This window comes from Asanoa iriomotensis (genome assembly GCF_016862515.1).
Taxonomy (GTDB): Bacteria; Actinomycetota; Actinomycetes; order Mycobacteriales; family Micromonosporaceae; genus Asanoa; species Asanoa iriomotensis.
In genome coordinates, this window is sequence record NZ_BONC01000102.1 from 1 (window position 1) to 20532 (window position 20532).

The following is a 20532-nucleotide window of genomic DNA, read 5'->3' on the forward strand; positions in this document are numbered from 1 at the left end:
ACGCTGACCACCGACCGGGTCGTCAACCCCGGCATCCAGGTCGGCATCGGCTGGGGCGGCATGAACGCCCTCACCGCCGGCGACTTCAACCAAGACGGCAAATCCGATGTGGTGGTCCGCTCAACCACCGACGCCACCCTCTGGATGTACCCCGGCACCGGCTCCCTAACCCCCAACCAAATCCTCACCTCCCCCAAACGCGTAGGCATCGGCTGGGGCGGCATGGACCGAATCAGCTAACCCCCACCAGCAAAACGTGGCCGGGCCCCCCAAAAGGCCCGGCCACCCCGGCCAGGCCGACACGACCACGTTTCATGAGCCTGTAAGTCTCCCGCACGTTCTCTGCGGCAGGTCCGGATGTCTGATCGTCCTTGTCCGTCCCCGAACGGACCGTCCATCCCCCGGGACCGGCGCCAGCACTTGCCGCGCGACGGCGTCGCCCGATATCGCCGGTGAGGAGATTGTCGACCGAGCGAGCGCTGGTGGCTCGACGATGCCCAGACCATCGCGCGGCGGCGCTCACCCTCCTGCCATTACCTCACCGCTGTCAGATCCGCGGTCGACATGGACGGGGGGTGTCAGACGACTGTCCAACGAACAAGGGGAGCCAACTCGCGGGTCGTGAAGTAATGCCGCATCACCTCGCGCGATCTGACTGACCCGTCGAGCGACTCCTCAAAGACACACGCTCAGTCCAGCTTTGCCCGGACTTGACGCGCAATCCGTTCGCACCGTGGCAGACGCGCACGCCTCGCGGCATGTGTGTGTGCCCGCCGAGTCAGCATTTTATGACGCCGCACAGCGCGCGGATCGCGGCAGATCCGGATGCGGTCGTCGGGTCGATGACCAACCACGGGATCTCGTCGTGCCCGTGGGCCGATGTCTCAACGACGACGCAGCGGCGACTTATCGCCTACGAGCCAAAGATGCCCGTACGGATCAAAGAAGCCTCCCTGCCGATGCGTCCCCCACGGCGCCTCATGGTCTCGTACCGGATCGTGGTAATCCGCCCCCGCAGCCGCGGCACCGCTGACGAACGAGTCCGGATCGTCCACGAACACCTCGACCCGCACCGTCGTGGTGCCGACCTCAACAGGGCTCTGCCAGCCGTTGCCTTCCGGCTGGGCCAGAAAGAACGGTGCCCCTCCGACTTCCAGCCCGACTACCGAGCCGAGGTTCCACAATTCGGTCGCGCCCAGAGCGCGTTGATACCAGGCAGATGCCGCCGGAGCGTCCGGCACCGCGAGCATCAGCGAGATGGCGGTCACGAGCCGCACGATACGCGCCTGAAGTCGTGCACACACGCGTTCTCGCCGGCATGACAGGCGGAGTACGGGCCTCGGCGTCGACGCGCTGATCCCGGCACGTCTGGGTGCATGCACCCGCAAGGTGGTTACTTTGCTGGTGCGCGCCCTCGCGACATGTGCGGATGTCCGTCATGGTGACGCCGACAAATCGCGGCGGAAATCAGCCGCGTCGGTCCAGATGAGGTGGCGCAGGTCCCCCAGCCGCTCGTTGACCACGTTCTCCTGGTCGGGCCGAACTGCGTGGCCATTGACGGCCAGGATCAGGAGATCGTTGAAACTGCCCATACCGCCGAACGCGGCGAGGATGCGGTCGAAGGCGGCCGTTTCGTGAGCGACGAGTTCAGCGCGGCATCGCAAGAGCCACGCGAGCCAGTGCCGCTCGCCGTGCTCCCGAAGGAGCGCAGCGGCCTCATCCAGGTTCGCAATGAGACCGGCCAATCGTGCGTCGCTCTCAGGCATTCACGAAGGGTAAGCCACCGTGCACGCTCATCGGCAAAACCGCGAGGCAGCGCTGTTATGTCCCGGAGGCCATGTATGCGGCGAGGATGTAGTTGGGGTGCCGCTCGAGGTTCTTGCGGGCGCGGTCGTAGCGCATGGTGGTGCGTGGGTCGGCGTGGCGGGCGGCGATCTGCACGTCGCGGAGGCTGACTCCGGCGTCCAGCATGGTCGTGACGAAGGTGTGGCGCAGCATGTGGGGGTGCATCCTCGGCATCCGGATTCCCGCCGTGTTGGCGAGGTGTTTGAGGCGGCGGGTGGCGGCGTGCCGGTCCATCCGCCGACGACGGGTGTTGCGCAGGATCGGGCCGCTGGTGCGTTCATCGACAGCCTCATCGATGGCTCGGGCGACCGCGGGTGGCAGCGGGACGAGGACGACCTTGCCGCCCTTGCCTCGCACCCGTAGGACACGGTGGCCGTGCTCCTCGCCGAGGTCCGCGATGCTCGATCCGCAGGCTTCGAAGATCCGCAACCCGAGCAGGCCCAGGAGGGCGACCAGGGCGAAGTCGTTCGGGTTCGAAGACGTGCGGGCGGTGGTGATCAGGGCTTCGAACTGCAGGTGGCCCAGTCCGAGGGTCGGCGACTCGGCCGGCACAGCGGGTCGGCGGACGTAATCGGCCGGCGAATGTTCCAGGATGGCGTCGATGACGCAGACCCGGTAGGGGCCGACCACGACGGACAGCCGGCGGGACACGGTCGAGGGCTGGTGCCGGCGCACGTCTTGGAGCCAGCGCAAGTAGCGCTCGATGTCCACCCGTGCCGCGGCCAGCGGGTCAAGGTCGTGGTTGGTGCAGCAGCGGAGAAAGACGCGTAGGTCGGACTCGGCGTGGACGCGAGTCTGGCCACGATAACGGCCCAGGAAGGCCGACACCGCTGCGCGCAGAACGCGTTGATCGGCTGATACGGCACGGGGCGCGGAGACAGAAGAGATCACGGTGCGTCACCAGCGGTGATGAACGCCGGCCTGCCGGGAGCGGCAGATTCGGAAGGTCCCGTTGATCGCGCTACGCGGTCCCGCACGGCCGCCGTGTTTGGGAAGATCCTCGTCATGACCGTACTTCCCGCTCGACTGTCCATTGTCACGCTGGGCGCGCGCGACATGGTCAACCTTCGCCGGTTCTACCGGGCGCTCGGCTGGCCGGAACTGCCAGCCGGCGACGACACCTGGACCGGGTTCCTCCTCGGCGGCGTGCTGCTCGCGCTGTTCCCAATGGGCGACCTCACCGCCGAGGCCGCACCCGGCAGCGCGACACCCACCGGATGGGCCGGCGTCACCCTCGCCTGCACCGTCGACACCCGCGACGAGGTCGACCGGGCCTACTCTGCCGCCGTCTCTGCCGGCGCGACGCCGGTGGCCGGCGCGACCGACCGGCCATGGGGCGGGCGCTCCGCGTTCATCGCCGATCCAGAGGGCAACCGGTGGGAGATCACCTGGGGACCCGAGGCCACCTTCGACGAGCGTGGTGCCCTGCTCACCTGGGGCTGAGCCCGGACCGTGACGTGAAACCACCGATTCGCACGGTATCGCGTCCGGCCAGCGGCAGATGAGCGCGGCAGCGAGCGCGGTTTCGCGCTGAACGAGCGGTTAGATGCTGACGTCGGCTCGGCGTACGCCGGCGCGGCGGGCGACGCGGCCCATGATCTGTGCCATGCGGGAGGGCATCGATTCCGGTGCGGGAATGCGAACCGGGCGTACCCGCCCGTTGTGCAGTGCGCTAAATAGCCAGCCGCGGTCGGTGCGAACGGCTACCAGAGTCTGGCGGGAGAGGCGTCGTTTGGGCAGTTTCGACCGCCAGGGCATCAGGACCGATGCGGTGCCGTGGATGATTGCGACGTCCGGAGCGGGGTGCCTGATCGACTCGACCTCGCCGACGAGGGCGGAGCCGGCGAGTACGCCGCGGAAGAGCTGGTCGTGGGCGTGTTGCATGTCCGCGCGGCCGATCGCGCGGGTGCCGTCGTAGGAGACGTAGTCGCAGTCGTCGGTGAAGCAGGCTCCGTAGGCGGTGGCGTCGTTGTCGGTCCAGGCCTGCATGAGCCGGGCGAACAGGTTTCGGATCTGGCGGTCGTCGGTGGTCATCGTGAGCCCTACTCATGATATCGTTTCGATGGTCGGACACTACGATAGTAGAAGGTTTCGAATGTCGAAGGATGATGCGATCCGGGACGTGGCCATGCAGTTGCGGCTGCTGCAGCAGAGCTTCGACGCCTTCGACGAGGCGGTAGCCGGTCGGCTCGGGCTCAACCGCACCGACTTGCGCGCGCTGGACCTTGTCCTGGCCAGCAGCGGTCCACTCTCGGCCGGCGAACTCACCAACGCGCTCCGGCTCAGCCCAGCGGCGACAACCACCGTCATCGACCGGCTGGAGCAGGCCGACATGGTCAGCCGGACCCGTGACCTCCAGAATCGGCGGCGGGTCCTGATCACGCCCACCGACCGGGCGCGCGTTGTCGAGCAGGACATCTACCACCCGGTCGGCGTGGCCGGTGCCCGGGCTCTACGCAGGTACACGGCAGACCAGCTCGCGATGATCCTCAGCTTCCTGCAGGTCGCCCGTGCGGTGCAGGACGACCAGGCGGCACGCCTCGGCACCACGCACCCCACCGCCCAGCAACCGGCGACGGCAACCCCGCCCGCCACTCGATGACGGCTGCCGTCAGCAGCGGCCCGCACATCGGCATGAGCGGATGTGCGGCGACACGCATGGAGCCAGCCCGGTGCGCGACAACCCGTTCCCGCGTCGGCGCTCCACAGGCTCGACCGGGCCTGTACGAACCAACCCAAAACGCGGCCTGATCAGCGTGTTTACCGCCTTCACAGGCCGCGTCTGGGTACGCGTTTGAACCAGTGACCTCGTCCGTGTCAAAGAAGCAAGGACACCTCGGCGCCCAGTGGACAGCCTGCGTCCGAGGTCGTGATGAACGAATGCCCCTCCACAGGCAAACGCGGCGTCCCGTTCCCGCTCCGACGAGTTGAGCATGGTGGCCGGCGGGAGGTGCCGCCGGCCACCGTGCCGTTGGATTGTCAGTCCACCGTGGGCGGTGCCGTGCGGGCCGCTTCCTTCAGGGCCGCGGCGGCGCCGGAGTACGGGTTGTAGGTGTAGGAGCGGGAGACGCCGCCGGGAATGGTGAAGTACTCGGTGACCAGCTTCGCCGGGTCGCTCGCCAGTTCGCCCCGGCCAGGCAGGTCGTTGCCGTCGTCCCAGCCCCACGGCGCGTTGGCGGAGTTGGTCGAGCAGCCCCACGTGCCTGAGCCGCAGCCGCCGGTGGTGTCGCCCGCGAACGTGCCCAGGCTGGCGAACAGGCTCGCGTTGGCGCGCTGCGCCCACAGGCCGCCGGCGGCGAAGATGTCGACCAGCTTGTAGCGGACGTCGCGGTCGTTGCCGCTGCTCGGCGTCTCGGCCACCGTGGACGGGTAGTAGACCAGGCCGTCACCGTCGATGTTGTACTGCGGGTAGGCCTTCAGGCCGTGGCCCTTCGACTCCTGCGCCGTGACCGGGTGGGTGAACACGTCGTGCGGCGACGACTGGAGCTGCAGGGTGCCGTCGATCGTCTCGCGGCCGTTGGTCCAGGTGCTGCCCGCGGGCGTGTACGAGTAGAAGTCACTGTGCGCGACCGTCACCGCGCCGCGGAGGACGCCGTAGTCCGAGCCGTCGCGCTGGATCGCCAGCAGCACACCCTCGCCGTCGTTCTCGTGCTCCGTCTCGAAGAACGGGTGGTCGACCCAGTCGCGGGGGTGGAAGAAGAGGTAGGTGATGTACCAGTGCGTGCTGGTCTCGACGACCGAGTAGTAGGCGTGTGCGGCCATCGAGCCGGTGCCCGCGTTGTCCCAGTTGTTGCGGCCGTTGAGGTCGCCGTCGAAGTCGACCGCGGTGATGTAGTCGGACCGGCCGCCGAGCGCGTGTGTGCCGGTAGCGTCGACGTCCTGGTAGTGGATGGGTGCCCAGCGCAGGGCCAGCTCGGCCCGGCCGACCGCGGCGCTGGCCGGGGTCGGTGCCGGCGCCACCAGCAGGGCGGCCGCCAGCACGGCGACGCCCAGGAACCTGTTGATACGCATCTACGCTCCCGCGTCCGGAGTGGATGGACCACCGCTGGCCGGCGGTAGCCGGGCCAGCGGGGTCAGCCTGCGGTGCGCAGGTGTCCGTCCGGTCACAGAAACATAGATGAACGCCAACGTCTTGGTTGTGTGCCGCGGGCCCGGCTCGAAGCGGAGCGAGTTTGCGCGCGGGAGCGAGCGGTCGTGCCCACCGCGGACGTGCGTAAATCGGCCTTTGGCGGTTGATCTGGCGCCAAATTTCTCAGCGCTTGATCCGGCGCCTGAGCGAGCGGGCGCTGTCGTCGAGTTGCCGGCGGATGACCGACGGCGTGAAGCGGCGCAGCGGGCGGGCGGGTTCCGGGCGCGGCCGGGTGATCGCGGGCGAGACCGACTCGGTGTCCGGGTCCAGGTCGTTGATCATGCGGTCCAGGTGGCCGACGAGTGCGCCGTTGATCCGCCAGATCGCCGGCTCGGTCTTGGCGTCCTCCTGGAGCTGGAAGGTCGCCTCGTCGCGGAGGAAGCGGGCCCGGCGCAGGGCGTGCCGGAGCGGTTCCGGGCTCGGCGGGGCCGCCGTCACGTCGGAGGCGATCACGATGCCGAACGCGAAGACGGCGTCCGCGAGCGCGTCGAGCAGGCGGGACAGGCTCAACGTCACCCACTCGCCGGGCGGGTGCTGGCCGGCCTCGCCGGACCGGCGGTCGAGCAGGGCACGGGCCACCCCGCGCAGGGAGATCGAGCAGAACTCGAGCGCGGTGAGGCCGGGGCGCATGGTGACCGGGATGTGCGCGGTGCGCACGGCGCGCGGGTTGAGCCGCACGCTGTCCTCCGCCTGCGCCAGGGCGTCGCGGGCGGCGCTGATCTGCCCGTCCATGTTCCGGGCACGGCGCAGGCTCTCGGCGAACCGTTCCGGGGTCCAGTCGCCCTGCACCCAGCCCGCCATGTCGCGGAGTTGCTTGCCTATGTCCGCGGCGACGGTGCCGATCGCGTTGCCGGCCGGCTGCACGTAGACGCGCGGCAGCGCCACGCTCACCACCACAGCGACGGCGGCGCCGACGAGGGTCTCGTACACCCGTTCCATGCCGACGTCCGTGCTCCCCGCGACGGCGAGCACGAGCATCGCGGAGATCGGCACTTCCAGGGCGTGGTCGCCGAGGCGCAGCGCGTACGCGACGATCATCGACACCGCGATCGTGATGCCGAGGCTCCACCAGTGCAGGCCGAAAATGCTGGAGAGCAGGACCGCGACCAGGACGCCGGCGACCACGCTGCCGACCCGTTCCCAACCCGACCGGATGCTCTTGATCGGCGTGATCTGCACGACCAGGAGGGCGGTCAGGGCGGCCACGATCGGAGGTTCGGTGCCGGGCAACCCCTCGGAGAACACGAAGGCCAGGACGACCGCGAGCACGACCTTGATCGTCCGGAGGCCGGGCACGGGTTCCTGGCCACGCAGCCGGGCCCAGAACCGGCGCTTGCGGGACGCGGTGGGCGCGACGTCGGCAGGAACAGCGGGGGCGAGCAGATCGCCGGTGATGCGGACGCTCTCGTTGGCGATCCGGCGCGCCCTGGCGGTGGGTCGCGCGACCGCGCCCGACCGTCCGTGCCGCGAGCCCCTCGACATGCCCCTCCCGACCAGCCGTCACAACTGACCGAGTTTACCCGTTTGGCGAGTCTTGCCTGGCCAGACGGGGAATGCGGAGGCTACGCGCGACGTTGCGCAAACCATGAAGGTCCGTACCTCTTTGCGTTCCCTGCGCCGCAAGCCCGGCGCGAAGGTCGTCCGCCGCCGCAACCGGATCATGGTGCTGAACCGGAAGAACCCGCGCTGGAGCGGGCGACAGGGTTAGTACTTCCGGCCGACGAAGAACGTGCGCGGAGTGCGGTCCTCCGAGGTGACCTCGGTGACCGCCTCCGGCACGAAGCCCGTTTCCCGCAACAGTCTCTGCCAGGTGTCACGCGGATAGAGCCCGGTCACATGGGTCTCGTGGACCGCGGTCACCTGGCCGTTTTCGTCTTTCAGCAGGAACGCGTAGTCGGTCACCGTGGTGGTGTCTCCCGGGTCCGGGTCGTAGGTCCAGCTCAGGAACCTGACCCCACGCCCGTCGTCCCCGTCGACTCCGCCATGGTCGGCCTCGGGCGCGAAGATCTCGGTGGTCGCGTCGGGCACGAACACGGCATGGCCGTCGCTTTTCGTGTGTACGTAGGCGGTCTCGATCGCCCTTCGCAGGTCGGCCTCGGTGGTCATGTAGTCGATCGCGTCGTGGACGAACACGGCGTCGAACTGTTTTTTGAGCCGGATGGTCCGCATGTCCCCCTGGTGGTGGCTCAGCTCGGGGTTGATCTTGCGGGACTCGGCCAGCATCCCGGGCGCGAGGTCGACCAGCGTGAGATCAAAGAGCTTCTTCAGGTGTACGGCGTTGTGCCCGCCACCTGACCCGAGCTCGAGCACCGTGCGTGCTGGTTGAAGCAGTGACGCCGCGAAGGCGGCCTCCTCGACGTAGTCCTCGGCCGGCGAGATCAACGACCACCAGGGCGCGAGGTCGCCGTAGAAGCGATGGGCAGTCACCCTCTGATTGTCCGTACGCCGTCGCCTCATTTTCGATGTGCCGGGTTTGTCCGGTTGGTCGTTCCGACGCGCCGGGGGTACCCCGAGTTGGCAGTTGCTGGGAGGCTCGGCTAAAGTTCACATCCGTCGCCAGGAACAACAAGGCGACATGCGGACGTAGCGCAGTTGGTAGCGCATCACCTTGCCAAGGTGAGGGTCGCGGGTTCGAGTCCCGTCGTCCGCTCGGCACGTCGAGGGCTACCTCGGTGGAGTGGCCGAGAGGCGAGGCAACGGCCTGCAAAGCCGTCTACACGGGTTCAAATCCCGTCTCCACCTCGCTAGAAACATAGCCACGGGCGATTGGCGCAGTGGGAGCGCGCTTCCTTGACACGGAAGAGGTCACTGGTTCAAACCCAGTATCGCCCACCAGCTCAGAGGCCATGTCCCATCGATGGACATGGCCTCTTTCGCGTCCTGAGTAACTAACTGAGTGACTACGGTTCCTCGGCTGTGGCGTGCGCGAAGATCTTGTCCATGGTCGCGGCGCCGTGGAGCAGCACCGGGCGCAGCTCGTGCCGGTAGACCGCCTCCGTCACCCGTGTCCCGGCGTGGCCCACGAGCGGCGCGATCTCCTCGACGGTGACGCCAGCCTCCGACATGAGCGACACGAAGCTGTGCCGGAGTTCCCGTGGCGTCCAGTCCTTCGGGTTGAGGCCCGCCGCCTTGATCACGCGGCGGAACGCGCGCCGGACGTTCGCCGCGTCGAGCTGGGTCCCGACGGCGCTTGTGAATACGAGGTCGCTTTCGTGCCACTTCTTACCGGCGGCCTTCCGATCTTTGATTTGGCGGTCGCGTTGCCGGGTCAGGGCGACGACGCAACGCTTGGGGAGCGCCAGGGTGCGGCGCGACTTGCGGGTCTTCGTGTCGCCTCCCTCCCGGACCGAGCGCCAGACCATCACCGACGGCGGCACGGGCGGGACCTGCTCCGGTCTGCCGACCAGGTCGACGTGATCCCAGCGGAGTGGCCGGAGTTCTTCCGTGCGCGCACCGATCAGCATCGAGAGCACGATGTATGCCTCAAGTGCGGTTCCTTCCGCCGCGTCGAGCAGCGCGTGTGCCTCGACCAGGGTGAGCGACTTCGAGGGACGTCCTTCCTGGCCCTTCGGGATGGTGCAGAGTTCGACGACGTTGCGCTTCACCTTGTCGCGCGCCATCGCACGGCGGACGGCGCGGTTGAGCATGGAGTGGAGGATGCCGACGGTGCTGCTGCTGAGCGTCTTCGCGTTGGCGGCTAGCCACTTCTCGACGTCCGGGGCGCTCAGCTCGCGGAGCTTCCTCGCGCCGAGCTTCGGAACCACGTGGGTCGCGGCCAGCGTCTGGTACTTGTCGATGGTGGCTTGGGATCGATTGCTGAGTCCGTAGGCGAGCCAGTCGTTGACCGCGTTGGCAACGGTGTATCCGGTCGCTGCGATGGCCAGTCCGTCTTCGTGGTCGCGGATGACCTTCTTGAGCTTGGCCTTCGCCTCGGTCTTGGTCTTCCCGCTTCCCCGCCGGACGATCCGCTTGCCCGCGGGGGTGTAGCCGATGGTGACGGAGGCGATCCAGCGTTGCCGCTTCTTGTCCCAGTGCAGTCCGCCGTCGCCCCGGCCGCGTCGTTCGGTCATGCCGCTTTCCCTTCGCTGGCTTCGGATTCGAGGAGGGCGACGTATTCGGCGATGGCGCTTGCCGGGACGAGTCGCGTTCGTCCTTGGGTCACGGACCGGAGGCGACCGGCCCGGATCTGCTCATAGATGACGGAGCGGCTGAGGCTGAGTAGCCGCATGGCTTCGGGGATGCGGTACATCGCCTTCGGCTGGTCTCCGTCGCCCGGTATCAGACGCAGCGGTTGTGTCGCTTGTTCTTCCACGGGTCGCCTCCTCTCAGCGGTTGCCGTCGCGGTGGATGCGGCGTGCTTCGTTGATGAGGTGTGTGCCGTAGCGCAGCCGTAGCCCGGTGGCGTCGCAGCGTCGGCAGGTTCGGAAGGTGCGGCCGTAGCGGCGGCGGATGAGGCCGGTCCCGCCGCATGTGCGGCAGCGTCGGAACGGGGCGATCCAGCAGAGGGTGAGGTAGCAGACGGTGAGCAGTGGCAGGGCAGCGCAGCCGATGCTTCCTAGCAATGTCGAGTGGTCCATGACCTTCTCCGGCGGGTTTGAGGAGGGTGGGGGCACTGGCCGCTAGCGCGCTAGCGGCCAGCAGGAGGCCGGTTCGAGGTGCTAGCGGCGGTGCTAGGTCTTGCGCGGTCGGGGCGCTAGACCTAGCACCGCGCGGCGGCTATGCCGCGTCTTGCCGACGGTTGCGTTCGGTGATCGCGGCGATGAGGTGAGCGCGTTCGAAACCTCGCCGGTTGGCGCCCTTGCCGGTGGCCGCGTCGGTGCCCCAGACCTGGGTGACCCGCACACCGAACGGTTTGAGCGCGACGGTGACCCGTTCGCCGTCCCATCCGCCGTAGACGTCGGGGCGTAGCTCGGCCAGGCGGGCCGCTACGGTTTCGCACCACACCTTCGCGTCCCCGGTCGGCACGACGGCGGCGATGTCGTCGAGCAACGACACGGATGCCGCGATGGCCTTGAGGGTGCGGACGTCGCCGATGGCGTGACCAGTAAGCGTTCCCGCTTTCTGTCGCAGCGCTCTGGCACGTGCGACAACGGTTTCGGCCGCAGGTCCGTCCACATAGTAGGTCCGAGTGATCTGCGGGTCGTCGGATTCGCCTGCGAGGTAACCGATTCCGAGGTCGCGTCGGCTGAACATGGTTGCGCGGATGCCGTTGCGGTAGGCGCTGGTGCCGAGCACCATGTCGTTCTCCATCTGGCCCATGACTTTGAGGCAGAAGCGGAGCACGGCGTTCCCGGAAATCCCGGTCGGCAGCGACTTGGCGTCAGGACGTTGGGTGGCGAAGACGGCCATGATTCCCGCGGTGCGGGCCGCTCGTGCCCCCAGCAGGGCCGGGGCTGAAGGCCCACCGCCTTAGCGCAATCGCACGGCGGCACCCCACGGCAGTTTCAGCCCGGCGGCAGGCGCGAACAGATATAGACATGCCCCGGGCCACCCGATCAGGAGGAGGAACCGGGGATTCTTCGCGGGGTCGATAACCGGACCCCTCTGACGACCGCGACGACAAGCCAAGCGGGGCAAGCGAGGAAGGAGCAGGCGCTCGAGCTTCTGGGGTGGAGGGATGCCATCCCGTCCACCGCCGACCAGGCAGAGCCGAGCAGACCAGGACGAGGGCACCACGGGTCGTTCGTCCAATCTAGCGCTCCACCTTGGCGCCCGGGTGCTGGCCCGCTCCACGGAGTGTGGGTCGACGGCGGACGGGATGGCTTTAGCTGATAAGCACATCGACTATGGCGAACGCGGTCCCGCCGCCACCAAATCTTTACATTTCTGCAACTTGATATTGTCTATCGTGGCTGGGACGAGGTATGCACGCCCCGAACGCGAGGCTCGCCTACGCTCACGGCGTGGCCAAGGCATCAGGGCGCGACCAAGGTAGTTAACGCCTGCTAGCGATGACCCCCGTCGGCCACCATGCATGCGACCAGAACAGTCACCGGACCGACCCAGGCGCAGCTGATTTCGGTTCGCGCATGCGCATGACGGGAGCGCGCCCGAACCGAGCCGCAGACAATTCACTCCAAAGTGGTCAGCAGCTCTTCCTGGGACTTATGCGGAGAGCATGGCGACAAGCCGTACAGCTATATTGACTCATGCAACCAGAGCAGCAGGCTGAGCCAGCTCACCAGATGGGCCTGGCCGATGGCTTCAGGGCTTGGTGGGCAAAAGACCCCGAGCCGGGGCCGTTCGTTCGTGAAGGGCTCATCGTTCTGGATGCGAACGCGCTGCTCCATCTCTACCGCGTTACGCCCACGGCACGTGAACAGATACTAGCAACCCTTGCCGAGGTTCAAGAACGGCTTTGGATACCGCATCAGGCGGCCGTCGAGTTTCATCGGAATCGGGAAGACGCGGTACTGGGAAGGCTGTCCCAGTTCCGCGAAGTCCGGCAAGTCCTAAAAGACGCGACGCGAAAGGCGGCCGCCGAGGTTCGCAGGGCCGTGCTCCGCCTCAACGACCTACGCCAAGCAAATATGACTGATCGAACGTGGGACCCAAACGCGAACGGCTTGGATGAGGGCTCCATTGTCGCTCGGCTTGACGGCGTAATGGACAATGCCCTGGTCGAGCTATCCGTGCTTGAGGCAGAGCATGACCTAGGTCCCAAAGATCTACTAACGGGCGACCCGGTCCTCAAGCGCCTCGATAGTATTACGACGGGCCGCATCGGCGCGCCATACACCCATGCTAAGCACCGGCGTTTGGTCGAAGAGGCGACATCATATCGGTTCCCGAATCTAATCCCGCCCGGCTACAAGGACGCGGCACGGAAGCCGACCGCCTATAGAGCTGCGGGTGACTACGTTCTTTGGTGCCAAATCATGGACTATACGGCGGTACAGGCTCGCGGACGGATGATCGTCCTGGTTACAAACGATGTAAAGGAAGACTGGTGGGTGTTGGACAAGAACGGAAGAGCCGAGCGTGGCCGGCCAGAGCTGCGGCAGGAACTCTTTGAACATAGCCAGACGCCTATGCTGCAGATGACGCTCTCCGACTTCCTAGAAGCGGCTGCCGAGCAGTTCCCGGGGAGAGTATCCCCGGACACCGTTAATGAAGTACGCGAGTTCGAGATTTCAGCGCAGGCTCAGCAAGCGATGGACGATCTATTTTCCCCGCTCGAAGAGCATGAGGCGAGGGAAGACGAGAATGACGAGACTCCGAACCTCGCGAACCTCACGCCGGCGCAACTTGAGCACCTGGTGAAGCAGCTCCTTGAAGCGATGGGGCACACCGCAGTCGTTTCGGAGCCCGACGGAGATGTTGGGTTCGACATCCTTACAAGCACCGTGGATCCCGTAAGAGGTACAATCTATAATGTCGTAGAGGTAAAGCGCTACCGAAGCGTTGTAGGCGCTGACACGGTGCAACGCATCTATGGCGTAATGTTGCACGTAAACGCGCAATCTGCTGTGGTCATAACAACCAGTTGGTTCACTAACAACGCCAAGAGGTTCGCTGCAGGAAAACTGATCAGGCTAATTGATGGGCGCGAGCTTGCTGATCTGATCCACGAACACCTCGGTTTAGAGGTGACTATCTCATTTCGCCGGTGAGACCGTCGCATCCCAGCCGACAAGGGGTAGAGCCCGGCTCGTCTCGCTCGACGCTTAAGTCGGTGCGGCGGCGGGGCGCAAAGAGCGCGTTAGGTACCACACGATCACCTACTCGTGCGAGCGCTCGAAGGTTTCGCAGCCTCGCCGACGCCGGCGGTCTTCGTAGGGCACTCCAGTTCAGACGTGGCAGCAGGCGCCAGTTGCCGGGTACCGACCATCGGCTATGCGAATCGCTGCTCCAAGCCGCGACTACTGGGGCTCCGCTGGCGCAGCAGCCGTAGTCGACGATCCCTCGTCGGTAGCAAACGCGCTGATCATCACAAGGCTGGGTCTGCCGAAGACCTCACGGCGCCGACAGCAACGCGCGGCGGACAACTCTTACAGTGTCTTGAAGCTCTTGGGCACCGTGGGTCAACGCATCGCACTCGGCGCGTGCGGCCAGAGTCGCCGCTGGCACTCCAGTCTCCAATAGCATTGCGATACCAGTGACCAGAAAAACAGAGTTCGCAAGCCGACGTAGGTCGGATCCCGAGAACTGGCGTGACTTCCGACCCAAGTGGGTGAGTTCGTTGCGCACTCCCGCGACAACGAATGCCCATGCATCCACATCGCCGATCAGCAGTCGAGTGCACGGCTTAGTAGTAGAGGCTAGCTGCCGCATCCGCTTTCTAAGAGGCGGCTCGTTTGAATATGCAATCTTGTCGTGCATCCATTCTCGGTGCTTATCGGGGACGCCGGACATGCACCCATTTATGACCTCTAGGAACTCCTCTTCCGGCATGTACTGAGAATCAGAACATATCCGATGAAACGCTTCGGAGGCAAAGGTAACATTCAAATATCGGTTCTCGGCATATATCTGTCTGGCGAAACGCACGCTCATCAACGAGTCGAGCGCCCTCTGGAACGGCCGCGAGCCATCGAGCCATCTCGCGACGGCATTCACCCCACCAAATCCAGAATAGGGGAGGAGCATACGAAACTCGTGTTGCTCGCGTCTTCGCGAAGGCTCATCATACCGGATGAGTGGTACCCGAAGCTCGATAGGTTGATCAACGCCCATGTCAGTTCCGGCCAGCGAGATAGCGCGCACATCGGGCCGCGTAAAGATAAGCCCGTCAAGCATCGTGGACTTGTCGAGACAAAGCGATATCAAGCTTTGGACTCTGCCAACGTCTTTGCGAATCACTTCGAAGGGCTGCAAATCATCATACGTGATGGTGATCGCCGGCTCAGTTCTCCATACCAATGACTGTTGGTCGTCCGTCGTGCGCTGCCACTGAAGAATCATCTCAACGGTGCCGCGAGAAAAGTGCGCTGTCTCGACTTCTGGCGGAGTGAACGTAATGGTGTAGATCGGTTCGCCTTGCTTGCGATCGTTGGCCCACTCTTCCGAAGTGCTTCGATCATTCACCCACGATCTAAGACCACTTACGCGAAAGGTTGCGGACTGGAAAGCGAGTGCCTCGCCGGCCGCGAACTGGTGACCGACAAGGAGCCTATTTGCGTGAAAGTTGCTTGTCGCCACCCCGGATCCGAATGTTGAGCCTGCAGTAAACGCGTCATCAAGGGTCACTTGCTTCGTGCCTACCCAGCCAACAATTCTCAAATCTCGGGCGACTTCGTGCACCGGAAGTGCATTGAACGTCCCGACAAGCGAAAGGCGAATGCCTCCTTCGGAGCCACCTGGATTAAAGATCAGCCGGCCTGAAAGAGCATCGTCCGGAAATCCTGCAAGCCAGAACATTCCCATCTGATCGAGTGGTTCCATGGATCAGCCCCCCAAAACCATCGGCCTTCCAATTTGAGTTGGCGCGGACTGTACATGTCAAGTGCGTGGTCGGCAACGGGTTTGCGACCCCACAAGAGTCGTCGCATGCGTGAAGGATGTCTTGCATCCGCGGCTAGAGCAGGACCTCATGTGAATTCAACTCGCCACCTTCGGGCCTTGTAAGCTTCCAATTTATGTTCGCAAGGCTGACGAGATCGATGCTTGCTGCGCGTGTGTCCAGTACGCATTCCCCCGACACTGCGGCCTGACCATGAGGCACGTCGTTCACGCCCTTGTTGATGAAGTAGAAGGCCGAGAACGAAACTGCGAACCTATGGGGAATGTCCGAGCGGAAGTAGTCAGGCACAACCCCTCGAAGGCTTACGGTCGGCATGAGGTCGTTGAAGATCGGACTTCGGCCGAATGCAGTTAACGCTCGATCGGCGATTAGATCCGATACCTTTTCTGTCGACACCTGCTTGCGATCGACTGACGCGGCCGGGGAAAAGGCGTGCATAGCGCTTTCCAGGGACGGGAACACCTTTAATCTCTGGGCCACAACCGCAGCTTCGTTCGCAAGATTTGCAGCTAGTCCTCTTGCCGGGGTTCTTTCCGAATAGAATGCTTTGTCTGCCGTGACCAAGAATACTGGCAGCTCGTCAGCTAAGGCCACGCAGGCCTCCCACAGCAGTGAGTCCTTCATCTGCTGATTCTTGTGCCCGTTCGGCGGGGTCTCGCTATTGACGCGCAAAAGGGCCCTGCGAACCTGGTCGATCGTCATTGCTGGGTAGTCAACTTGCCCTGCCACCTCATGCAGTTGGTGACGTATAGCGACTTCAAGTGCAACCTCTGTAAGCGCAAAGGGCCCAACTGCCAGAGGGTTGTCCGCTAGAAGGTTTATCTCGGCGGCGATGTTTTCAAGTCTCCCAAGTAACTCGGCTGCTACTTCGGCTCGGTGCTTATTCAGTTCCTGATCGAGAACTTCAGGTATTGCTAGCCGCAATGATCCATCGCGCTTGAGTTCAGAAAGGAACGCTCGGCCGATGGGTGTCGCAAGCCACTTCAGCCGGATCCATTCATTGCAATCGAGAACGACGAACGCCGTTGTTTGGCCGCGCACCGTTCGGACACCTGAGCCCTGCGCTCCATCCATGGTGGACCATCCTACCTGTGCCGCGCCCACGACAATGCCAGCACGGAGCGCCTTGGCCGGCGCAGGTACGATGCAGTTTGCGTGATTGACTGGGCGGGAGGATCTGTGGCAAGTCGCAAGTTCTTTACCGAGTTGGGCATAAATGTCACAGTTCTGGCGCAATACTTGGGCCGCCAACGCGAGCTACAAACTGTCGCCAGGTCCCTGATCCGTGCAACTTATACATCGTTACGCACCGTCCAAGGGTGAGCATCGATCCCTCTAGCATCCATCTGATAGATGGATGGTTCACCGGAATTTTGCGAATCGCCAGGCAGGACGAGTTCGACGAGGTTCCTTTCTCAATGTCAACGAGGAGCCTTGGAAGGGGTCCTTTCACCTACGAGTCCGACTGGCCGCACGAGGAGTTCTCGATTCTCGACGGCGACGGCGTTGCCTGCGGTGGAGTTGTCGCGCTCGCCGCTCCGCAATTCGGCATGATCCCGGCACGCCGTATCCCTCATGAGGTTTTATACGTGGGACAGGCGTTCGGCAAGAAGGGGGAGCGCACAGCCTTTGACCGGCTGCGCAGCCATTCGACTTTGCAGAAGATTTACGCCGAGAAGTCCCCGGACAAAGAGATATGGCTGCACCTGTGCAAGGTAAGCGATATAAATCTTATGATGGAGTTCAACCCGCAGATCCCAACCCAGACGACCGACGAGGAAGATGAAGAACACCGAAATAGGGCTCTTCGACGTATCCACTCCGCCGGTTTCGCTCAGCAGGAAGCGATCGCCATTGGCGAGGCTGGCCTCATTCGTTACTTTCAACCAAAGTATAACGAGAAGCTTCGCAACAACTACCCCGACCCTAAACACGTGCACATTAGTACGTGTTACGACCTCGATCTAGCCACCATAGTAGTCGAACTGCAGGGCCAGGAGACTCGGAGTTTCTTCTATAGTCCCGTCGCAGAGAAGCCCGGTGCTCTGCACATTTGCCGTTACCCACTTTACGAGACCGCCGGATTCATCGTCGACTGGCACGGTAGCCGACCAGGACAGGCTGTCGAAACCGAAGCGAGCGAACCAAACGTTCATGGGTGTGCAGGATCGGCGAAGGCTTGAGGGAACGCAGCGTCGACCGACCCTTGCCGAGTTCGCCCATCTCTTATCAATACGCGAAGCCGGGTCGGCGCCGCCCGATGGGCCGCCGGCCCGACACGCGCCAGACCCGCATGCGGAGCTGGCCGCTCAGAGAAGGCGGTTGTACGAGAGACCGATCGTTCGAGTTTGCTCCCTGGGACGGCCGTCCCGCCATCGAATCCGCGCGGTCCTTGCAGCTCGGGTCGCCATCGAGCGGTTGAGGGTCAAGTACATGGATTGGCCGCCGTGCAGGACGTCAACGGGCATCTTCGGCCATAGGGCAGACACCGATGAGTCGGCTGTTTGCAGCGATCGTCCGTCCTCATCGAAGAGTTCAACCTCGACATGGCGCATCCGGGCCGGCCCATAGTTGGTCAGGACCACCCGAACTTCTTCGTGCCATCCATTTCGATTCTGGTAGTTGAAGAGGTCAAGCTGCGCCGATGGGCTCGCCCGTCTCTCCTTCCATAGGACGCGGATGACGCTGAACCAGAGGTTGCCCACACCGATCGCCAGGGCAACCCACGCAGCTAACGCGCTCCAGTCCTGAGCCTTCACGGCGAGAGCGTAGGGCAGGCGTACGACAACTCCAAGCAGCTTCACGTCGGTTAGCGGCCAAGACGCGACCTCCCCTCCTCCTCACGATCGTCGAGCCGCGCCGACCAACCTCAAGGGCGCCTTGCGCCGCTACGCGATGGGTCCTGCCGGTTCAAGCTGAGCCGCTGGGCTTCCCCGATCAGGGGACCGGCGGAGTTAGTTTGCTGTCCGTCGCCTGCGGGTCTAACTGAGTGACAACCGGGCCGGACGCGGAAGGACGACTGGGCACGTCGGTGGACTCCCCCGCAGGTCAAGGCTACGAAGCCGCAGCGGATCACGCCTCAGGCCATCCTTGACACGGAAGAGGTCACTGGTTCAAACCCAGTATCGCCCACCATGGTTGGCAGTGTGCGAACCATCTGGTTTGTGTCGCTGTCGGTAAGGGCTGGTCCTTCCAGGGCCAGCCCTTCGTCGTTCCCTGCGAGGGGCAGCTTGAAGATCGGTTTAACCCGTGTCGTCGGCGGTGACGGTGATCTCGTGGATGAGGGCTTCGAACATGGCCTTGCGGGCGTTCGGTGGCCCGTCCGTAAGTACGATGGATTCCGTTGCCGCGCAGCGTCTCGGCGAGGATTTGGACGCGTTCGTCGCGGAGGTGTTCGCGTCGTTGACGCGTTCGGGCTGGCAGGAGCGGGCTGGTCACTACCTGCGTGGCCTGATGCTCGACGGGCGTCGTAAGTCGATCCAGCCGATGGCGGCCCGGCTGGCTGGGCCGCATGAGCAGGCGTTGAATCACTTCGTCACGAACAGTCCGTGGGCTGCTGCCGCGGTCCGTGAACGTCTCGCGGCACTACTTAGCCCCGCCGAAGCCGGCGGCTGCCGCGATGCTCGACCGATGGCTCGGCCAGCATCGCGGCAGCGGTCGCGTTACCGGGTCTCTACGCGGATCGTCGCCGCGGCGGACTGGTCGAAGTAGCGGTAGATGTCGGGGAGCGGGCTGAAGTAGACACTGCCTTGACGCATGCAGTCGTCGGTGCCGCGGGCGGTGGTGGCGGAGACGAGGCCGTACGCCCAGCGCGCATCGCCCACCTTCAGGTACGCCGAGCCGCCACTGTCCCCACCGCACATGTCGACGCCCGACACGGCGGGCATCGTGCGGTAGAGGCTGGAAATCAGAATGACGACTCCGCAGTTGTCCCCGCCCGGCGGGTTGGCCGGGTAGGACCGGGAGTTGAAGCAGACCGGGTCGTTGATCTCGATCTGGCTCCGGTTGGTGATGGCGGCGTCGACATCGACGGTGCTCGAGGAGGTGCTGTACATGTAGCCGCCACCGGCCTGCAGCCAGTACGCGTTCGCGATGCGGATCCGCGCCACGTCAACCGCGTCGGTGTTGTTGTTGCGAACGTCGCGGACCTGTCCGATCTGCTGTTCGCCGTGGCCCCAGAGCTGGTTGAGCGAAGCGCAATGGCCGGCGGTCAATGCCCACCGCGTTGAGTCGGACGCGCGAACCGTGAACCCGAGCGAACAGTAGTTGTTCGCCCGACCGGTGGCGGTGTTCCATGGGCCGACATTGATTCCACCCCGCAGCGGCTGGCCACAGTTGTAGCGGTCGTGGCAGACGGCCGGAACGACGGTCTCCGTGGGAGCCTTCGCCGCCCGGAGCTCGACATGGTCCGGGAGGTCAGCGGCCGCCAGCGAGCGGGCGGCGGTCGCGTCGACTTCGGCGACCACCCGATTCGCCTGGACATCGACATGCACCAGGCCGGTCGGGCTGCCGGTGCGTGACCCGAGCCGTGCCTGCAGGGCCTGCCGCGTCGCGTCGAGTTCGGTGAGGGCATGGCGGACGACGTCGACGGCGGCCCGCTGCCCGATCGCGGCTGCCTGCTCGGCGACCGCGGGACTCGCGTCATCCTTGGTGACCTGGATGTGCCACACATCGGCGCCGAAGTCGTACCAGGTGCCGGCGTAGGTTCCGGACAACTGCTCCTGCCACTTGGCGGCCAGCGACTTGCGGCCGGCCAGCCGGTCCAGCCGCTCGCGCACCTGAGCGGCGGTGAGGTGGGGATAGGCCTTGAGGTAGTCGCGTACCAGCGCGTCCGGCCATCGGTCCGCCGCGGCGGCCGGCGCCGGCTCCGGCGTGACTGCCAACGCGATCGCCTGACCTGGCAGTGCCAGCAACAATCCGACCGTCAGGCAAGCTCCGAGAAGAGAACTCCGTGCTCGTTTCACCATTCCTCCTGCCATGTTGAGGGGTCCTAAGTGGATTCGCGAGCGCTCAGCCGAGGACGCCGCCGATGGAGGTCCAGCCGCTCCACGTGCCGTTCCACGTTTTCTGGTAGACGATGCCGCTGGGGCTGCGC

Annotated in this window: 21 protein-coding genes, 3 tRNA genes and 1 pseudogene; 10 read left to right on the plus strand and 15 right to left on the minus strand. The window is 64.8% G+C overall.

From position 1 onward, the window contains the following. Positions 1-240, plus strand: a 240-nt coding sequence (locus Air01nite_RS37600) for an FG-GAP repeat domain-containing protein (protein WP_203708180.1), incomplete at its 5' end; no start/stop codon positions are given. Between the two features lie 644 nt (positions 241-884). Here Air01nite_RS37600 and Air01nite_RS37605 read toward each other — a convergent pair. The 3 genes from Air01nite_RS37605 to Air01nite_RS37615 form a co-directional block, all read right to left on the minus strand. Further along, on the minus strand, positions 885-1268 hold the full coding sequence (locus Air01nite_RS37605; protein WP_203708181.1) for a VOC family protein: 384 nt from the start codon (positions 1266-1268) through the stop codon (positions 885-887). A gap of 168 nt (positions 1269-1436) precedes the next feature. Continuing rightward, positions 1437-1766 carry a DUF6966 domain-containing protein gene (locus tag Air01nite_RS37610; protein ID WP_203708182.1) on the minus strand — a complete coding sequence of 110 codons (330 nt, stop codon included), beginning with the start codon at positions 1764-1766 and terminating at the stop codon, positions 1437-1439. 55 nt (positions 1767-1821) lie between these two features. After that, positions 1822-2673, minus strand: coding sequence for a tyrosine-type recombinase/integrase (locus Air01nite_RS37615; RefSeq protein ID WP_203708183.1), 852 nt, complete (start codon positions 2671-2673; stop codon positions 1822-1824). Between the two features lie 177 nt (positions 2674-2850). Here Air01nite_RS37615 and Air01nite_RS37620 point away from each other — a divergent pair, with 177 nt between their 5' ends. Beyond that, positions 2851-3288: a VOC family protein gene (locus tag Air01nite_RS37620; RefSeq protein WP_203708184.1), complete on the plus strand. Its 438-nt coding sequence runs from the start codon at positions 2851-2853 to the stop codon at positions 3286-3288. A 99-nt stretch (positions 3289-3387) separates the two neighbouring features. Here the strand turns inward: Air01nite_RS37620 and Air01nite_RS37625 are convergent, their stop codons facing one another. After that, entirely contained in the window at positions 3388-3879 is a 492-nt protein-coding gene (locus Air01nite_RS37625) for an SgcJ/EcaC family oxidoreductase (RefSeq protein WP_203708185.1), read from the minus strand. A gap of 61 nt (positions 3880-3940) precedes the next feature. Between Air01nite_RS37625 and Air01nite_RS37630 the strand changes: the two genes are divergently transcribed. Next, a complete protein-coding gene (locus Air01nite_RS37630; RefSeq protein WP_203708186.1) occupies positions 3941-4447 on the plus strand; it encodes a MarR family transcriptional regulator in 507 nt (168 codons plus the stop codon). Between the two features lie 377 nt (positions 4448-4824). Here Air01nite_RS37630 and Air01nite_RS37635 read toward each other — a convergent pair whose 3' ends face one another. Then, positions 4825-5856, minus strand: coding sequence for a hypothetical protein (locus Air01nite_RS37635; protein ID WP_203708187.1), 1032 nt, complete (start codon positions 5854-5856; stop codon positions 4825-4827). Between the two features lie 241 nt (positions 5857-6097). Beyond that, positions 6098-7456, minus strand: coding sequence for an FUSC family protein (locus Air01nite_RS37640; RefSeq protein WP_203708188.1), 1359 nt, complete (start codon positions 7454-7456; stop codon positions 6098-6100). A 103-nt stretch (positions 7457-7559) separates the two neighbouring features. Here Air01nite_RS37640 and Air01nite_RS37645 point away from each other — a divergent pair, with 103 nt between their 5' ends. After that, positions 7560-7682, plus strand: coding sequence for a 50S ribosomal protein L36 (locus Air01nite_RS37645; protein WP_116069511.1), 123 nt, complete (start codon positions 7560-7562; stop codon positions 7680-7682). Here Air01nite_RS37645 and Air01nite_RS37650 read toward each other — a convergent pair. After that, the gene (locus Air01nite_RS37650) at positions 7679-8401 is read right to left on the minus strand and encodes a class I SAM-dependent methyltransferase (protein WP_203708189.1); all 723 of its coding nucleotides are present in this window, start codon (positions 8399-8401) and stop codon (positions 7679-7681) included. The two genes, Air01nite_RS37645 and Air01nite_RS37650, sit on opposite strands and share 4 nt — an antisense overlap. 150 nt (positions 8402-8551) lie before the next feature. Between Air01nite_RS37650 and Air01nite_RS37655 the strand changes: the two genes are divergently transcribed. From Air01nite_RS37655 to Air01nite_RS37665, 3 genes are all read left to right on the plus strand, one after another. Then, a tRNA-Gly gene (locus tag Air01nite_RS37655) sits at positions 8552-8624 on the plus strand. A gap of 21 nt (positions 8625-8645) precedes the next feature. After that, positions 8646-8716, plus strand: a tRNA-Cys gene (locus Air01nite_RS37660). An 18-nt stretch (positions 8717-8734) separates the two neighbouring features. Continuing rightward, positions 8735-8809, plus strand: a tRNA-Val gene (locus tag Air01nite_RS37665). Between the two features lie 65 nt (positions 8810-8874). Here Air01nite_RS37665 and Air01nite_RS37670 read toward each other — a convergent pair. The 4 genes from Air01nite_RS37670 to Air01nite_RS37685 all read right to left on the minus strand — a co-directional run bounded on the left by Air01nite_RS37670 (position 8875) and on the right by Air01nite_RS37685 (position 11323). Then, positions 8875-10044 carry a site-specific integrase gene (locus Air01nite_RS37670; protein WP_203708190.1) on the minus strand — a complete coding sequence of 390 codons (1170 nt, stop codon included), beginning with the start codon at positions 10042-10044 and terminating at the stop codon, positions 8875-8877. Then, positions 10041-10223, minus strand: coding sequence for a helix-turn-helix domain-containing protein (locus Air01nite_RS37675; RefSeq protein ID WP_203708199.1), 183 nt, complete (start codon positions 10221-10223; stop codon positions 10041-10043). The genes Air01nite_RS37670 and Air01nite_RS37675 overlap by 4 nt, the downstream gene beginning before the upstream one ends. A 76-nt stretch (positions 10224-10299) precedes the next feature. Next, a complete protein-coding gene (locus Air01nite_RS37680) occupies positions 10300-10551 on the minus strand; it encodes a hypothetical protein (RefSeq protein ID WP_203708191.1) in 252 nt (83 codons plus the stop codon). Positions 10552-10690: 139 nt separating this feature from the next. Continuing rightward, positions 10691-11323: a hypothetical protein gene (locus tag Air01nite_RS37685; protein WP_203708192.1), complete on the minus strand. Its 633-nt coding sequence runs from the start codon at positions 11321-11323 to the stop codon at positions 10691-10693. Positions 11324-12123: 800 nt separating this feature from the next. Between Air01nite_RS37685 and Air01nite_RS37690 the strand changes: the two genes are divergently transcribed. Continuing rightward, complete coding sequence (locus tag Air01nite_RS37690) at positions 12124-13587, plus strand: PIN-like domain-containing protein (RefSeq protein ID WP_203708193.1); 1464 nt, start codon at positions 12124-12126, stop codon at positions 13585-13587. A gap of 343 nt (positions 13588-13930) precedes the next feature. Here the strand turns inward: Air01nite_RS37690 and Air01nite_RS37695 are convergent, their stop codons facing one another. Then, entirely contained in the window at positions 13931-15358 is a 1428-nt protein-coding gene (locus Air01nite_RS37695; protein ID WP_203708194.1) for an ApeA N-terminal domain 1-containing protein, read from the minus strand. Positions 15359-15491: 133 nt separating this feature from the next. Further along, on the minus strand, positions 15492-16511 hold the full coding sequence (locus tag Air01nite_RS37700; protein WP_203708195.1) for a PIN domain-containing protein: 1020 nt from the start codon (positions 16509-16511) through the stop codon (positions 15492-15494). Positions 16512-16756: 245 nt separating this feature from the next. Between Air01nite_RS37700 and Air01nite_RS37705 the strand changes: the two genes are divergently transcribed. After that, complete coding sequence (locus tag Air01nite_RS37705; protein ID WP_203708196.1) at positions 16757-17620, plus strand: hypothetical protein; 864 nt, start codon at positions 16757-16759, stop codon at positions 17618-17620. A 126-nt stretch (positions 17621-17746) separates the two neighbouring features. Here the strand turns inward: Air01nite_RS37705 and Air01nite_RS37710 are convergent, their stop codons facing one another. After that, positions 17747-18196, minus strand: a complete 450-nt coding sequence (locus Air01nite_RS37710) for a hypothetical protein (protein WP_203708197.1) — start codon at positions 18194-18196, stop codon at positions 17747-17749. 574 nt (positions 18197-18770) lie between these two features. Between Air01nite_RS37710 and Air01nite_RS42075 the strand changes: the two are divergent. Then, a pseudogene (locus Air01nite_RS42075) lies at positions 18771-19037 on the plus strand (transposase); the annotation flags it as partial. A gap of 62 nt (positions 19038-19099) precedes the next feature. Here the strand turns inward: Air01nite_RS42075 and Air01nite_RS37720 are convergent. Then, positions 19100-20532 (minus strand): chymotrypsin family serine protease (locus Air01nite_RS37720; protein ID WP_203708198.1); only part of this gene is annotated, 1433 nt, incomplete at its 5' end.

Coding starts and splice junctions, on each gene's coding strand:
- Air01nite_RS37610 (WP_203708182.1), bottom strand. CDS start 1,766: ATGCCTGAGAGCGACGCACGATTGGCCGGTCTCATTGCGAACCTGGAT.
- Air01nite_RS37620 (WP_203708184.1), top strand. CDS start 2,851: ATGACCGTACTTCCCGCTCGACTGTCCATTGTCACGCTGGGCGCGCGC.
- Air01nite_RS37625 (WP_203708185.1), bottom strand. CDS start 3,879: ATGACCACCGACGACCGCCAGATCCGAAACCTGTTCGCCCGGCTCATG.
- Air01nite_RS37630 (WP_203708186.1), top strand. CDS start 3,941: ATGTCGAAGGATGATGCGATCCGGGACGTGGCCATGCAGTTGCGGCTG.
- Air01nite_RS37635 (WP_203708187.1), bottom strand. CDS start 5,856: ATGCGTATCAACAGGTTCCTGGGCGTCGCCGTGCTGGCGGCCGCCCTG.
- Air01nite_RS37640 (WP_203708188.1), bottom strand. CDS start 7,456: ATGTCGAGGGGCTCGCGGCACGGACGGTCGGGCGCGGTCGCGCGACCC.
- Air01nite_RS37645 (WP_116069511.1), top strand. CDS start 7,560: ATGAAGGTCCGTACCTCTTTGCGTTCCCTGCGCCGCAAGCCCGGCGCG.
- Air01nite_RS37670 (WP_203708190.1), bottom strand. CDS start 10,044: ATGACCGAACGACGCGGCCGGGGCGACGGCGGACTGCACTGGGACAAG.
- Air01nite_RS37675 (WP_203708199.1), bottom strand. CDS start 10,223: ATGTACCGCATCCCCGAAGCCATGCGGCTACTCAGCCTCAGCCGCTCC.
- Air01nite_RS37680 (WP_203708191.1), bottom strand. CDS start 10,551: ATGGACCACTCGACATTGCTAGGAAGCATCGGCTGCGCTGCCCTGCCA.
- Air01nite_RS37685 (WP_203708192.1), bottom strand. CDS start 11,323: ATGGCCGTCTTCGCCACCCAACGTCCTGACGCCAAGTCGCTGCCGACC.
- Air01nite_RS37690 (WP_203708193.1), top strand. CDS start 12,124: ATGCAACCAGAGCAGCAGGCTGAGCCAGCTCACCAGATGGGCCTGGCC.
- Air01nite_RS37695 (WP_203708194.1), bottom strand. CDS start 15,358: ATGGAACCACTCGATCAGATGGGAATGTTCTGGCTTGCAGGATTTCCG.
- Air01nite_RS37700 (WP_203708195.1), bottom strand. CDS start 16,511: ATGGATGGAGCGCAGGGCTCAGGTGTCCGAACGGTGCGCGGCCAAACA.